This is a genomic window from Bacillus sp. FSL H8-0534 (genome assembly GCF_038005885.1).
GTDB classification, from domain to species: domain Bacteria; phylum Bacillota; class Bacilli; order Bacillales; family Bacillaceae_G; genus Bacillus_A; species Bacillus_A pseudomycoides.
The window spans coordinates 4002126-4016721 of sequence record NZ_JBBOUC010000001.1; the positions used below are offsets into that span (position 1 = coordinate 4002126).

Below are 14596 nucleotides of genomic sequence, written 5' to 3' on the forward strand. Positions count from 1 at the left end.
GTAATCGACATTTATGCGCATTTTGTTTTCATGTACCTTCGCTCCAGCAGCAGGGAGTTACGAGATACACCTCAAACGTGAGGAACAAAATACAAACGATAAACTCACATCACAAGGCTGCCTTTTTATTTTACACAAACGCTATTATATCTTTTGAATCTTATTTCGTCAAGTGAGTTCGTATTTTGTTTTATACATGTAAAGTTTGGAAATTACAAGAAGGAATTTAAAACAACATGAAAGAAAGGATAGCAACAGATAGAAAACGCTTACATAAAATAGAAACATAAGGGGGATGTTTGTATGAAAAAGAAACAGATAGAAACAGCGCTGATTCATCACGGGTATGATTCCAAGATGCATAAAGGGAGTTTAACGCCACCGCTATTTCAAACTTCAACGTATACATTTGAAACAGCGCAGCAAGGAGAAGCAAGTTTCGCTGGGCAGGATCCATCTTACATTTATTCAAGACTTGGAAATCCGACTGTGGAATTGTTTGAGGAGCGTATGGCTGTTTTAGAAGGAGGAGAATCGGCGTTAGCGTTCGGTTCTGGAATGGCCGCAATTTCGGCGACACTTCTCGCATTTTTACGTGCTGGAGATCATATCATTTGTTCAAACGGTTTGTATGGATGTACGTACGGTTTTTTAGAAGTGTTAGAAGAGAAGTTTATGATTACACATTCATTATGTGATATGGAAACAGAAGAAGAGATTCAGGCAAGTATGCGTCCAAATACAAAGTTGATATTTGTTGAAACGCCCATTAATCCGACAATGAAGCTCATCGATTTAGAAAAGGTTATTAAAGTGGCAAAACAAAATGAACTGCTTGTCATTGTCGATAATACATTTTGCTCGCCTTATTTACAAACGCCTCTTACACTCGGCTGTGATGTTGTTCTTCATAGTGCTACAAAATATATTGGCGGTCACGGTGATGTTGTTGCTGGTGTGACGGTTTGTAAAACGAAGGAGCTAACTGAACAAATTCGGCCGATTCGAAAAGATATTGGCGGAATTATGGCGCCTTTTGATGCATGGCTTTTGCTGCGTGGTTTAAAGACGTTAGCTGTACGAATGGACCGGCACTGTGATAATGCGGAAAAAGTCGTGGCCTTTTTGAAAAATCACGAAAGTGTTGAGGCAGTTTGGTATCCAGAAGGAGAAATAGCATTGTCTCAAATGAAGCGCGGAGGCGGTGTGATTTCATTTACGATTAAAGGTGGAAAAGAAGAAGCACAGGCATTCATGAATGAATTGCAATTTATTACAATTGCGGTGAGTCTTGGTGACACAGAGACGTTAGTGCAACATCCAGCAACGATGACGCACGCTGTCATTCCAGCGACAGTACGCCATGAAATGGGCATTTCTGATAATTTAATACGCTTATCTGTTGGATTAGAATCATGGGAGGATATTGTCTCGGATTTAGCGTACGCGTTCCAGAAGCAATCGAATGCATTTTCTCATGTGAATGGGGAATGAAAAAAATGAGCCATCGATTTACTAAATAGATGGCTCGCATCTTTTACATATGTTTTAGGAGCGTTTCCACAAACTTCTCTAAGTAGTGCTGATCCACTTCATCGAAACGATTTTTTTCAGGACTATCAATATCGAGTACACCGATGACGGTGCCTTCTTTTATAATCGGTACAACAATTTCGGAATTAGAAGCGCTGTCACAAGCGATATGCCCTGGAAATTGATGAACATCTGCAACAAGTTGTGTTTTTTTTGTTTCAGCTGCTACGCCGCAAACACCGCGTCCAAATGGAATACGAACGCACGCAGGCATTCCTTGAAATGGCCCGAGTACAAGTTGATTTCCTTCTGTCACATAAAAGCCAACCCAGTTAATACGCTCTAAAAATTGGTTTAAAAGAGCAGAAGCATTTGCTAAATTTGCGACCACATTTGATTCACCCGTTAACAATGCATTAAGTTGTTTGATTACTGTTTCATATTGCTGCTCACGTGATCCTGCATAACTTTCTTTTGTAAACATGGAAACGGCACCCTTTCTATCGAGAAATGTAAAATCATAGCAAAATACGCTGTATTTCATATGACTTTGTCGATAGAAAATTAAAGGAATTTGTCTTAAAAGTCAAGAAATTTACATTATAGCTGTTCAGGGTGAGAGGAAGTGAGCGCATGAAGCAGACGAAACAAAAGGTAATTGATGCGGCAATTTCATTGTTTTATACGAAAGGGTACGATGGAACATCGGTGCGAGATATTGCAAAGCGGGCGGATGTGAATGTGGCCAATATTTCATATTATTTTGCTGGAAAGCAAGGTTTATTAGAACAGCTTATAACTGATTTTTTAGAAGGATATGTCGGGGTAATTGAAAGGTCATTTGAACAAAGAGAGTATTTGCCAGCTAAAGAAGTGATGAATCAAATTGTACGAGGAATTTTACGCTATCAGTTTGAGCATAGGGAACTTACTCGGTTTTTTTACCGAGAGCTTTCAATTGATACAACGTTGATCCGGGAAGTGATGACTGTTTATTTTTCTAAAGAAAGATATTATATAGAGCAAATCATTAAGCAGGGGCAAGTGCAGCAAGAGTTTCAAAAGGTGTCTTTTACAATGTTTATGACGCAATTAAAGGGCATGATAAACATGCCGTATTTATATCCACAATATATATCGGAGGTACTGCATTCGTTTCCATCAGAAACATTCTTTTTGGAAATGTATACGAAAGAAGTAGAGCAATGGATGGAACAAATATTATGTTTAACGCATATGTATTATCCGTTACCGAGAGCAGTCCATATGTAAAATACCCCCGCCATATTTTAGGTGGGGATATTTTTTGGCGTGTTTTTCAAGAAGTGATTTCTTCTTGGATACGCTCTTGCTTTCGTTGCCATAAGTTGTTGCATAGTAAAGCGATAATGGTAATCATCGCTCCAATTACTTCAATTTCTTCAATTTTATAGCCTCGAAAAATCGATCCGATAAGTGCCAGTACAGGAACTAAATTCATAAATAAAATACCGTTAATGGATGAAATATATCGATTGCCCATATTCCAACAAAAGACGGCGATAACTCCTGCGATAATCGACATATAAAATAGCTCAAAGCGAACTGTGACGATTGTATGGAGAGGCGGTACAGAAATCAAGTTTGTATACGTTAGCAAAGCCACAATAAGGACGAGTGAAATGGATCCGAATAAGCAAGTAAGTGCTGTATATCGAAGCGGTGACCAATTTTGAAAACGGGAACCACCATTTGTATAAATGACCCAACACATCACGCCGCATAACATAAATAGATTTGTGGAGACATGACTAGCGGCTCCAAATAATAGGTGAATATTACCTTTTGAAATGACAAGCATAACACCGATAAGTGCACAAAGCATACAAAGAAATGTATAGTTTTGTGGTTTTTTATTTTTTAAGATCCATTGTAATAGTAAAGCAAGCAGCGGCATAAGAGATTGAATCATGGCTGCATGAATAGCCCCTGAAGGTCCTGCTAATTGCTGTCCATAGAAAACAAGAAATCCGTATCCGGCAAAACCGACTGTACCATAAAATAACAAATGGAGAGCTTGTTTTTCTAAGTGAAAAGCGACTTTTCCTTCAATCATGAAGAGAAGAACAGTAAAAATAATAGCTGCGGATCCATAGCGGATTGTTGTGAAAAAGAATGGATCTATAAACTGCAGAGCGCTGGCCATAACAGGAAACATAAATCCCCAAGCTGTTACGGCAAGTAAGCATAAAAGGGACCCAAGTAGCATTTGTTTTTTACTCACGAGTATCTTTCTCCTTTTTATTCCGATATTATAGTAAGTTCATAAAAATAAGCATGAGATGAGTATAGCGCTCGCTTTCTATGGATAGGAAATATTGATTTTTTATAGCGGTTATAACTTTTGGTTAGAGGTGTGTATCATATGGATTTTGAAGCAGTACAATCGTTTATTGAGGTGAAACATACAAGAAGTTTATCGAAAGCGAGTAAACTTCTGCATATTTCGCAGCCAGCCCTCAGTAAACAAATTCAAAGATTAGAGGCGGACTTAGGAGTCAAGTTATTAAAACGGTCTGCACAAGGAGTGGAATTAACAGAGGCTGGGGAGCTATTTATAAAACGGATTGAGCCAATTATAGAACAAATAAATGATGTGAAAGGAGAGTTGAAAGAGTATCAAGAGAAGAAAAAGATTTCAATTGGGGTATTGCCGAGTTTAGCTGCTCATTACATATCAAAATGCAGAGGTACATTAGAACAAATATATGAAGTAGAATGGCAAATTGAACATACGAAAGTGCTAATGGAATTATTTCGGGAGCGAAAGATTGACGCAATGTTAGTTGATTCAATCGTGGAAGGAGCAAAGCTTGTAAAAGAAGTAAGAAGAGAAAATATTGTTTGTGTTGTTTCGGATGAACATGCCTATAAAGATGAACATACGATTCAAATAAAAGATTTGCAGCATGAAAAACTTATTATTTATCCGGAAATTTGCGATATTAGAAAAATGATTATGACAATGTTCAAAGGGATAGGTGTTACGCCTACTATCGCCGTAGAAACATCCTACGCTGAGCCGATGCTTGCGATGGTTCGGGCTGGCCTGGGTATTACGTTGTTGCCAAAAATTGCAGTGGAGCAGGCAGTGCAAGATGGGATTCGTATTATACATGTGGAGCCAACGTTAACGAGAGTGGTTTATTTTATATCCCATAGAAAAGATGTATCTTTATTACAGTCTTTCCAGTAAATGTTTATAAATGCAGCGGAGTATGGAAAAAAGAAAATCGAGAAATTTTTAGAAGGAATATTACAAACGCAACAAAAGAAACAAGAAATTTTAAAAAAAACTAGGTCAAAAACACGTCATTACATGGTATGATTAGTACATTGTTAGTTGTTAAATATAGGGGATTTCCCTTTTTATACATAATGCCTTCCATTTCATAAACGGAACGGACAAAAAAAGAGATATAATAGGAGGCTATTTTACATGGATTCTATTCTGACGATCGTTATCATCGTAGTAAGCTCTATTCTAGTGCTGCTCATGATAGAGCTCGTGATAAGAAATCGTTTATATAAAGATATTGAAGCACTTGAGCAGTGGAAACAAGAAGTCAAAGATAAACCTGTTGCAGATGAATTGAAACGGGTTAAGGATTTAAATATGACTGGACAAACAGAGGAACTGTTTGGAAAGTGGCGTGAAGAATGGGATGAAATTGTTGCAAACCTTCTGCCAAAAGCTGATAAAACATTAGAAAATGCCCAAAAGTCAGCCTCACAATTTTCCTTCCGAAAAGCAAAGCGTTTGATGAGTGAATCCATTCGTGATTTAGATGAAGCGGATAACCGCATTACGGAGATTTTAAATGAGCTACAGCAATTATTAGAGAGCTATGAGAAAAATAGTTCGGAAATTGAAGGTTTACGTGATACATATCGTAGTATGAAAAAGAATGTATTGGCTCATCGTCATATGTTTGGACAATCCGAACAGAAAATTGAAGAGTTACTTGATATAGAATCAGCGAAGTTTCAAGAGTTTGACGAGACAACGGCAAACGGTGATTATTTAAAGGCACGTGATATTGTAAAAAGTTTGGAAGATGGATTGGCGAACTTAGAAATTATCGTTCATGAAATTCCTGATTTATTAGTGGAGTGTCAAGCAACATTACTGGTACAATTGGATGATTTATTACAAGGTCATGATGATATGAAAAAACAAGGGTATGTATTAAATCATTTAGAAATCCCTAAAGAAGTACGGGATATGAACAAACAACTACAAACATGTCTGATTGATTTAGAAGAGCTTCATATAACAGAAGTAAACGAGAAAATAGAAGGCTTAAAAAAGCGTTTGGATATGTTGTATGATCAATTAGAACAAGAAGTACATGCGAAGCATTATGTAGAGAAAAAGTCAGTTAGTATTTACGAAGATTTAGAGGAAATTCATGAAAAAGCAATTGAGACAAAATCCGAAACGCAATTTGTGAAACAAAGCTATCAGCTGCAAGACAAAGACATTGAATCACAAAAGTTGATTGAAAAACAAATGCATATTTTAATGAAACGCTTTGAAGTATTGCAATTACGTGTTGCAGAGCAAGATATTGCATTCTCTGTTATTCGTGAAGAACTGGAAGAGATTTATGAGCAATGTGAAACATTGAAGGTACTTCATGTAGAGTATAAAGATATGTTGCAAATGATGCGTAAAGAAGAATTTGAAGCGCGTGAGAAATTAAATGAAATGCGCAATATGATCATAGAAGCTAAACGCTTTATGCAAAAGTCTAACTTACCAGGTCTTCCAGAAAGCATTATGGAAGATTTACAAAGAGGACAAGAGGCAATGCAAGGTGTATATGAACAGTTAGAATTAAAACCACTAAATATGAATGTTGTAAATAGTATGTTAGAAGAAACATATACAATGGTAAACGGTGTATATGAAAAGACGCAGGAGTTAATTGGACAAGCGTACTTAGTAGAAAAGCTAATCCAATATGGTAATCGCTACCGTAGTCATGATGTGGATTTGGCGCAAAGCTTAGAGAATGCAGAGAGATTGTTCCGCGAATATGAATATGATGCAGCTTTAGAACAAGCAGCTTCTGTTTTGGAACAACTTGAACCTGGTGTTGTACAAAAAATTGCTGAATTTGTTGATAATGAACAAACCCCTTGATGAAAAAGGGGTTTGTTTTTTTGCACTGGATCTGTGTAAATTCTAGAGCGATATTGCTATAATGAATAGCGGAATACAACAGTGTTTTTCGTTTCAAAATATAGAAGTATACTTCTATATTGAAAAATGGAACCTTTGAGTATGTTTAGCGTAATTACACGTATTTGTGATATGATTATATGATGTGACAGCGCTGAAAGGGGAAGAACGATGATCTATTTTGATAATAGTGCGACGACGAAACCATATCCAGAAGTCCTTCAATCTTACGTAACGGTTGCAGGAAAATATTTTGGGAATCCTTCTTCTATTCATTCGCTCGGGGGAGAAGCGGAGCGTTTATTAACACAATCGAGAACGATTGCAGCAGGGCTTCTTCATGTTAAGCCTTCCGAGATTATTTTCACATCGGGTGGAACGGAAGGGAATAACCTTGCGATTAAAGGAATAGCGATGAAGAATCGCTCTCGTGGTAAGCATATTATTACAACAAATATTGAACACGCGTCTGTGTTTGAAGCATATAAACAATTAGAAGGGCTCGGCTTTGATGTTACCTATTTACCTGTAAACGAACATGGTATTGTATCAGTAGAAAATGTAAAACGAGCGCTTCGTGAGGATACAATCCTTGTTTCAATGATCCATGTGAATAATGAAACAGGGGCGATTCAACCTGTTTCTGAAGTTGGTGAATTGCTAGCGAACTATCCAAAAATAAGATTCCATGTGGATCATGTACAAGGAATTGGAAAAGTACCACTTGATTTATATGCTTCTCATATTGATCTTTGTTCGATATCTGGACATAAATTTCATAGCGTAAAGGGAACAGGACTTTTATATGTACGCGATGGTGTAAGATTAGATCCGATTTTATCAGGTGGTCAGCAGGAGCTGCGTTATCGCTCGGGTACAGAGAACCTACCTGGTATTGTCGCGATGGTAAAGGCACTACGTATGACAATGGAACATATGAGAGAAAAGAGTGACCACTTACAGAAATTGCAAGCAGAACTCGTACGTTTCTTAGAGGGAATGGAAGATGTAACAATTAATACATCGCTTGCGTATGCTGCGCCGCATATTTTAAATGTATCATTCGTTGGGTTGAAACCAGAAGTAGTGGTTCATGCTCTAGAAGAACGTGACGTATATATATCAACCAAATCAGCTTGTTCCTCAAAAGCAAATGAAGTGAGTCGTGTGTTAGTATCAATGGGAATACCGCATGCTGCAGCAGCGAGTGCGATTCGCATTAGTTTAGCACCTGAAAATACGATGGAAGAAGTAACACAATTTGAAGAAATTATAAAAGAAACATTGCCAAAATTATATGAAGTGATGAGGTAAAGAAATATGATGACATATGAATATATTTTAGTTCGTTATGGAGAAATGACGACAAAAGGAAAAAACCGTTCTAAGTTTGTAAACACGTTAAAAGATAACGTTAAATTTAAATTGAAGAAATTCCCAAATATCAAAATCGATGCAACACACGACCGCATGTACATTCAGTTAAATGGTGAAGATCATGAGGCGATTGCAGAGAGATTGAAAGATGTATTTGGTATTCATAAGTTTAACTTAGCAATGAAAGTACCGTCAGAATTAGAAGACATTAAAAAAGGAGCGCTTGCTGCTTTCTTACAAGTAAAAGGCGATGTTAAAACATTTAAAATTACAGTACACCGTTCTTATAAACACTTCCCGATGCAGACGATGGAGTTGCTTCCGGAGATTGGCGGCTATATTTTAGATAATACAGAAGACATTACAGTAGATGTTCATAATCCAGATGTAAATGTTCGTGTAGAAATTCGCAGCGGTTATAGCTATATTATGTGTGATGAGCGCATGGGAGCTGGCGGATTACCAGTTGGCGTTGGCGGAAAAGTAATGGTACTTCTTTCTGGTGGGATCGATAGCCCAGTAGCTGCTTTCTTAACAATGAAGCGCGGTGTATCAGTGGAGGCAGTTCACTTCCATAGTCCGCCATTCACAAGTGAGCGTGCGAAGCAAAAAGTAATTGATTTAGCACAAGAGTTAACAAAGTATTGTAAACGTGTGACGCTTCACCTTGTTCCGTTTACTGAAGTGCAAAAAACAATTAATAAGGAAATTCCATCTAGTTATTCTATGACAGTTATGCGCCGTATGATGATGCGTATTACAGAACGTATTGCAGAGGAGCGTAATGCACTTGCGATAACAACGGGTGAAAGTCTTGGACAAGTAGCGAGCCAAACGTTAGATAGTATGCATACGATTAATGAGGTTACAAACTATCCAGTAATTCGCCCGCTTATTACGATGGATAAACTAGAAATTATTAAAGTTGCAAATGCAATTGGAACATATGATATTTCGATTCGTCCGTATGAAGACTGCTGTACAGTATTCACACCAGCAAGTCCATCGACAAAACCGAAGCGTGAAAAAGCAAATCGCTTTGAATCAAAATATGACTTTACACCACTTATTGAAGAAGCTGTTGCTAATACAGAAAAGATGGTATTACAAACAGTAGAAGTGAGTGAAGAAGAACAATTTGAAGATCTTTTCTAAAACCATAAATTACCATCATTAGATATGTATGAAGTCCTATGGTTTATCACACTCTATACTCACAAGGAGGTGATACCATATGGCAAGCACAAACAAATTAGCAGTGTCTGGTGCTCAAGCAGCATTAGATCAAATGAAATACGAAATCGCTCAAGAGTTTGGTGTTCAACTTGGAGCTGATTCAACATCTCGCGCTAACGGATCTGTTGGTGGCGAAATTACAAAACGTCTAGTTTCACTAGCTGAACAACAATTAGGCGGTTTCCATAAATAATTCCATATATGATGGCTTAGAAGGAGCGGGTTTCTCGCTCCTTCTTTTTTATGTCGACAGATCACTAAAAAATTTGTCAAAAGAAGTAGGTTTAAAATTTACTGAAAATTCTTTATTATATAAGGGAGGCATAGATAAAGGAGGATGAGATTATGAATAGAGAAGAATTGTTAGCACCAATGTCTTATAACTTAGTTGCGGAGATAGAAAAATATACAAATGAAAAAGAGAAGCTGGCTTTAATTTGGCAAGATGACGAAGGGAATAGACGAGAGGTTACATACCTTGAATTAATACAAGGTGCGAATAAAATTGGAAACGCTTTTATAAAGAGTGGTTTGCAAAAAGGGGATAAGCTTCTCATTATGATGCCACGCTTAATTGAGGCGTATATGACGTACATTGCGGCAATTAAAGCAGGGTTTGTGGTCATTCCAAGTTCAGAAATGCTTCGAAAAAAAGATATTGAATATCGTTTGCGGCATGGAGAAGTAAAGGCAATTGTCAGTTATGAACCGTATATCGAACAATTTGAAGATGTAGAGATGATGGAGTCCCTTCGAAAATTTGTACTGAGCGAGCAGTCAGTAGATGGTTGGATTAATTTAAAAGATGCGTTAGAAACAGAAAGTGATGAATTAGAAATCGCAAAGACAGACCGAGAAGATATGGTCTTTTTATCCTATACATCAGGGACGACAGGGAATCCAAAGGGCGTTGTACATACACACGCTTGGGCATATGCACATTTGCGTACAAGCGCTCCGAATTGGCTTGGAATAGAGGAGAATGATGTTGTATGGGCAACAGCAAGTCCAGGATGGCAAAAATGGATTTGGAGCCCGTTTTTAGCAACACTCGGTTCAGGCGCAACAGGATTTGTATATCACGGTAAATTCGAACCGAAAACATATTTGCAATTATTAGATGATAATAAAGTGAATGTGCTTTGCTGTACGCCGACAGAATATCGTTTAATGGCAAAAGTAGAGAACTTACAGCAATATAATTTAACAGCTTTACATAGTGCTGTATCTGCAGGAGAGCCACTGAACCGAGAGGTAATAGAAACATTTCAAAATCATTTTAACGTTACAGTCAGGGATGGGTATGGACAAACAGAAAATACGTTGCTCGTTGGCGTTATGAAAGGAATGGAAATTAAGCCAGGATCAATGGGAAAACCGACGCTAGGTAATCATGTAGATATTGTAAATGAAGAAGGACAACCTGTATCTGTAGGAGAAGTCGGTGATATTGCTGTTCATATTGAAACGCCAGCACTTTTTAAACAATATTATAAAGATGATGAGCGGACAGCAATGCAATTTCGCGGTGATTATTATATTACAGGTGATAAAGCGAAGAAAGACGAAGAAGGCTATTTTTGGTTCGAGGGGCGCGGGGATGATATTATCATTAGCTCTGGCTATACAATTGGACCATTTGAAGTTGAAGATGCACTTGTGAAACATCCGTATGTAAGAGAGTGTGCTGTTGTGGCAAGTCCAGATGAAATTCGCGGAAGTGTCGTAAAGGCATTTATCGTTTTAAGAGAAAATGTACAAGAAAAAGAAGACACACTGATTCCTTTACTTCAAGAACATGTTAAAGAATTAACAGCACCATATAAATACCCTCGCAAAATTGAATTTATAGACGAACTACCAAAAACAATTTCCGGAAAAATTAGACGCGTCGAACTTAGAAAACAAGAAATGGGATTAGGGATAAAGTAAGAAAAAATGAAATTAGATTGTTGCAAGTACATGTAAGATTATGATATTATTTATAGGAACGTACGTTCTGTTTGCGGTGTGAAATGACTACTAAAAAATTGGAAAAAGAGGTGCCTTTTATGATTTTAGGTATTAATCCGTATTTAGTTTTGGATGGTAATGGACAAGAAGCAGTGAAGTTTTATGAACATGCATTGGATGCAAAAGTTGAAGTCATTCAGACTTTTGGAGAAATGCCTGAAAATTCAGAATTCACTGTTCCAGATGAAGTGAAAGACCGCGTTTTACATGCACATTTAAAAGTCGGTAATACGGACCTTATGATTTCTGATACATTCCCAGGACAACCGTACCAAATTGGATCACAAGTAACTGTAGCTATTAGAATAAGTGATGCAGAAAAAGCAAAAGAAGTATTTGAGAAATTACAAGATGGCGGTCAAGTAATCATGCCAATCCAAGAAACTTTCTGGAGCCCAGCGTATGGGCAAGTAAAAGATAAATTTAATGTAGAATGGCAAGTTTCAACAGTTCCAGCTGATCATAATTAATTTTTGGAAAAGCACCATGTTACGTAAAGTGGTGCTTTTTTTCTACGTTTTAATTTCGTAGACTAAAAAGAAGAGGGGATGAGAAGATGGGAGAGATTTGGCACGGCGGAAATATTTACACGATGAAGGAAGAGAATGAGAAAGTAGAAGCTGTTTATATAGAAGATGGGATGATTATAGGTGTAGGGGATAAAAAGGGCTTAGAGAGTCGTTATCAGCCTGAGAAGATACACAATTTAGAAGGAAGAACGATGATACCAGGTCTTGTTGATAGCCATATGCATCTTATTGGGCATGGAGAACGACTGCTCCGTTTAGACTTATCCGCTTGTACGTCTTATAAGGAAATGATTGAGCTTGTAGCTGAACGAGTGAAAGAAACAAGATTAGGTACATGGATTATTGGCGAAGGCTGGAATGAAAATAATTTCACAGATACCAAAAGCGTCCACGTTCGTGATTTAGATGCCATTTCTAAGGAGCATCCCATTTTATTAAAGCGTGTTTGTCGTCATGTGACATGGGTGAATTCTTACATACTCGAAAAAGCAAATATAACAGCGGAAACGTCAGACCCAAAAGGTGGAAAGATTGGGCGTGGAGTATCCGGAGAACTAACAGGCCTGTTGTATGAACAAGCGCAAGAATTAATTAAGCATGTCCAGCCGGAAATTGATGAAGCTTATTTGCAAAGAGCGCTACAAACAGCCATTCAAGATTGCTGGAAATATGGATTAGTAGGTGGGCATACAGAAGACTTACATTATTACGGTGGTTTTCAAAAAACGTATAATGCATTTTTACACGTAATAAAGGAAATGCCTTTTAAAGCACATTTACTCGTTCATCATGAAGTAGCAGATGAACGAAAAGAATATGAAAATGAGCATTATATTGAATTTGGAGCGATGAAGATTTTTTCTGATGGTTCTTTTGGCGGACGAACAGCACTATTAAGCGAGCCATATGAAGATGCGAAGGAAACAAATGGAGTAGCTATTTTTTCTCGTGAAGAGCTCGCGGGATTAGTGAAGAAAGCACGTAATTTACGGATGCCAGTTGCGATTCATACAATCGGTGATTTATCCCTTGAATATGTAATTGATGCACTGGAGTTATATCCTCCGGCAGAGGGACTGCGTGATCGTATTATTCATTGTCAGCTTGCTCGTGAAGAGTTAATACAGCGGATGAAGCATTTGCAAGCTATTATTGATATTCAGCCTGTATTTGTCTCATCTGATTTTCCCTCAGTCATTGAAAAGTTAGGGGAGCATCGTCTTCAGTATGCCTATGCATGGAAAATATTACTCGGCGTGGGATTACATTGTTGCGGTGGATCAGACGCGCCAATTGAACAAGTAAATCCGTTTTTAGGAATCTATAGTGCAGTCACGCGGCGAAGTTTTATTGATGGAACATGTTACATACCTGAAGAGAGATTAACGGTATATGAAGCAGTTTCCTTATTTACGGCTGGAAGTGCTTATGCGATTGGTAAGGAAAATAAGCGTGGTAAAATTGTTAAAGGGTATGAAGCTGATTTTACTATCATGGACCGTGACATATTTGAAGTTGAAGCAGAGGAAATAAAGGATATTCAAGTTAATGTAACTATAATAGATGGTCGAATTGTATATCAGAAATAATATTGGTGTTTCGACACAAGATATGAATGTTTCTGCAAAAAAACGACATGTGAATCATGAAAAAAGAGTGCTGGGAAACCTCTCAGCACTCTTTTTTCTATAAAAACGTTCGCTGTACTTTTTCCCAGAACGAATTATTTTTAAGTTTTACTGTTTTAATTTGTTTATCACTTAAGCGAACAACTGCTTTTTCAACTTGTTTAATGCTAAGCGCTTCGTTATCCATTCCCATAACAGGATAATCATTACCGTCCGGAGTAAGCTTTAATGTTAATGTTCGTTCATGATTTAAGATGAACGGTGATCCAAGTGTACGGTATGTGTTGTTATTTAAAGAAGCAAGTTCGCTTATTTGGAAGCATGGAATTAATGGGTCAACAACTGCACCATGCAATGACTTATTATAAGCTGTACTTCCTGTCGGTGTAGAAATAACTAGACCGTCTCCTCTAAATGTCTCGAAATATAAATCATCAACATGCACATCCACTACAAATGTTTTAATGATACTAGAGCGTAAAGAAAACTCATTTAAACAATGGAAAGATGTATCTTGATCAACATCTATTTGGATTGTTGGATATTTTCGCACTTCAATTTCATTTTGTGTAATTTCTTGAAGGGCTGTATCGACATGGTCAATATGGAAATCACAGTAGAAAGAAATTTCATCTTTCGTAGAAACTCCTGCATATAAGCAATCTTCCCTGAAGCCTGTTTTACGAACGGCTTGTAAGAAGGTGCCGTCATCTCCAACACTGACGATAGCGTTTGCATTTTTTGGATGATCTAATATGGTAAATCCATTGTCCTCTAAAATACGATATATTGGCTTCATTTTTTCGACAAGCGTAGCTTTGTCATCACCATAAAAGAAAAATAAATTGCGACGATCTGCCATTGTGTATCCCTCCATTGCAGTCAAATTTAGCGTTGTGCTCCATTAGAAAAAATTCTGATGGTATGCTCAAATAATATATTTCGATATAAAATGTCAAAATCCCTCTTTATTTTTAGAAAAATTCCTATATTCAATTTCATTGCGGATTGTTTAATCCTGTTTGAACCTGTCGATAATGGATATGGAGTGA

Annotated in this window: 13 protein-coding genes; 10 read left to right on the forward strand and 3 right to left on the reverse strand. The window is 37.4% G+C overall.

Going from position 1 to position 14596, the window contains the following annotated elements; genetic code table 11:
• Positions 1 to 303 precede the first annotated feature (303 nt).
• Positions 304 to 1494 (forward strand): methionine gamma-lyase, encoded by a 1191-nt coding sequence (megL, locus tag MHH71_RS20335; RefSeq protein ID WP_033799133.1) that lies wholly within the window; start codon positions 304 to 306, stop codon positions 1492 to 1494.
• A gap of 43 nt (positions 1495 to 1537) precedes the next feature.
• Here megL and MHH71_RS20340 read toward each other — a convergent pair whose 3' ends face one another.
• Positions 1538 to 2017 carry a GAF domain-containing protein gene (locus MHH71_RS20340; protein WP_033799134.1) on the reverse strand — a complete coding sequence of 160 codons (480 nt, stop codon included), beginning with the start codon at positions 2015 to 2017 and terminating at the stop codon, positions 1538 to 1540.
• 149 nt (positions 2018 to 2166) lie between these two features.
• Between MHH71_RS20340 and refZ the strand changes: the two genes are divergently transcribed.
• Positions 2167 to 2805: a forespore capture DNA-binding protein RefZ gene (gene refZ, locus MHH71_RS20345; RefSeq protein WP_018781589.1), complete on the forward strand. Its 639-nt coding sequence runs from the start codon at positions 2167 to 2169 to the stop codon at positions 2803 to 2805.
• A gap of 46 nt (positions 2806 to 2851) precedes the next feature.
• Here the strand turns inward: refZ and MHH71_RS20350 are convergent, their stop codons facing one another.
• Positions 2852 to 3796 (reverse strand): DMT family transporter, encoded by a 945-nt coding sequence (locus MHH71_RS20350; protein WP_003201158.1) that lies wholly within the window; start codon positions 3794 to 3796, stop codon positions 2852 to 2854.
• Positions 3797 to 3937: 141 nt separating this feature from the next.
• Between MHH71_RS20350 and MHH71_RS20355 the strand changes: the two genes are divergently transcribed.
• The 8 genes from MHH71_RS20355 to MHH71_RS20390 all read left to right on the forward strand — a co-directional run bounded on the left by MHH71_RS20355 (position 3938) and on the right by MHH71_RS20390 (position 13505).
• A complete protein-coding gene (locus MHH71_RS20355) occupies positions 3938 to 4768 on the forward strand; it encodes a LysR family transcriptional regulator (protein ID WP_006096127.1) in 831 nt (276 codons plus the stop codon).
• Positions 4769 to 5011: 243 nt separating this feature from the next.
• Positions 5012 to 6721 (forward strand): septation ring formation regulator EzrA, encoded by a 1710-nt coding sequence (gene ezrA, locus MHH71_RS20360; protein ID WP_018764505.1) that lies wholly within the window; start codon positions 5012 to 5014, stop codon positions 6719 to 6721.
• A 210-nt stretch (positions 6722 to 6931) separates the two neighbouring features.
• A complete protein-coding gene (locus MHH71_RS20365) occupies positions 6932 to 8074 on the forward strand; it encodes a cysteine desulfurase family protein (RefSeq protein WP_006096129.1) in 1143 nt (380 codons plus the stop codon).
• A gap of 6 nt (positions 8075 to 8080) precedes the next feature.
• Complete coding sequence (thiI, locus tag MHH71_RS20370; protein WP_006096130.1) at positions 8081 to 9292, forward strand: tRNA uracil 4-sulfurtransferase ThiI; 1212 nt, start codon at positions 8081 to 8083, stop codon at positions 9290 to 9292.
• Positions 9293 to 9371: 79 nt separating this feature from the next.
• Positions 9372 to 9566 (forward strand): small, acid-soluble spore protein, alpha/beta type, encoded by a 195-nt coding sequence (locus tag MHH71_RS20375; RefSeq protein ID WP_000168892.1) that lies wholly within the window; start codon positions 9372 to 9374, stop codon positions 9564 to 9566.
• Between the two features lie 152 nt (positions 9567 to 9718).
• Positions 9719 to 11305, forward strand: coding sequence for an acyl-CoA synthetase MbcS (gene mbcS / locus MHH71_RS20380; RefSeq protein WP_006096131.1), 1587 nt, complete (start codon positions 9719 to 9721; stop codon positions 11303 to 11305).
• A 119-nt stretch (positions 11306 to 11424) separates the two neighbouring features.
• Positions 11425 to 11856, forward strand: a complete 432-nt coding sequence (locus MHH71_RS20385) for a VOC family protein (protein ID WP_033799135.1) — start codon at positions 11425 to 11427, stop codon at positions 11854 to 11856.
• A gap of 86 nt (positions 11857 to 11942) precedes the next feature.
• A complete protein-coding gene (locus MHH71_RS20390) occupies positions 11943 to 13505 on the forward strand; it encodes an amidohydrolase (RefSeq protein ID WP_006096133.1) in 1563 nt (520 codons plus the stop codon).
• Positions 13506 to 13602: 97 nt separating this feature from the next.
• On the opposite strand, the gene MHH71_RS20395 is transcribed toward MHH71_RS20390, so the two are convergent.
• Positions 13603 to 14406: an NAD kinase gene (locus MHH71_RS20395; RefSeq protein WP_018781597.1), complete on the reverse strand. Its 804-nt coding sequence runs from the start codon at positions 14404 to 14406 to the stop codon at positions 13603 to 13605.
• Between the last annotated feature and the right edge of the window lie 190 nt (positions 14407 to 14596).

Coding starts and splice junctions, on each gene's coding strand:
- mbcS (WP_006096131.1), top strand. CDS start 9,719: ATGAATAGAGAAGAATTGTTAGCACCAATGTCTTATAACTTAGTTGCG.
- MHH71_RS20340 (WP_033799134.1), bottom strand. CDS start 2,017: ATGTTTACAAAAGAAAGTTATGCAGGATCACGTGAGCAGCAATATGAA.
- MHH71_RS20390 (WP_006096133.1), top strand. CDS start 11,943: ATGGGAGAGATTTGGCACGGCGGAAATATTTACACGATGAAGGAAGAG.
- MHH71_RS20385 (WP_033799135.1), top strand. CDS start 11,425: ATGATTTTAGGTATTAATCCGTATTTAGTTTTGGATGGTAATGGACAA.
- megL (WP_033799133.1), top strand. CDS start 304: ATGAAAAAGAAACAGATAGAAACAGCGCTGATTCATCACGGGTATGAT.
- MHH71_RS20355 (WP_006096127.1), top strand. CDS start 3,938: ATGGATTTTGAAGCAGTACAATCGTTTATTGAGGTGAAACATACAAGA.
- MHH71_RS20395 (WP_018781597.1), bottom strand. CDS start 14,406: ATGGCAGATCGTCGCAATTTATTTTTCTTTTATGGTGATGACAAAGCT.
- MHH71_RS20365 (WP_006096129.1), top strand. CDS start 6,932: ATGATCTATTTTGATAATAGTGCGACGACGAAACCATATCCAGAAGTC.
- refZ (WP_018781589.1), top strand. CDS start 2,167: ATGAAGCAGACGAAACAAAAGGTAATTGATGCGGCAATTTCATTGTTT.
- ezrA (WP_018764505.1), top strand. CDS start 5,012: ATGGATTCTATTCTGACGATCGTTATCATCGTAGTAAGCTCTATTCTA.
- MHH71_RS20375 (WP_000168892.1), top strand. CDS start 9,372: ATGGCAAGCACAAACAAATTAGCAGTGTCTGGTGCTCAAGCAGCATTA.
- thiI (WP_006096130.1), top strand. CDS start 8,081: ATGATGACATATGAATATATTTTAGTTCGTTATGGAGAAATGACGACA.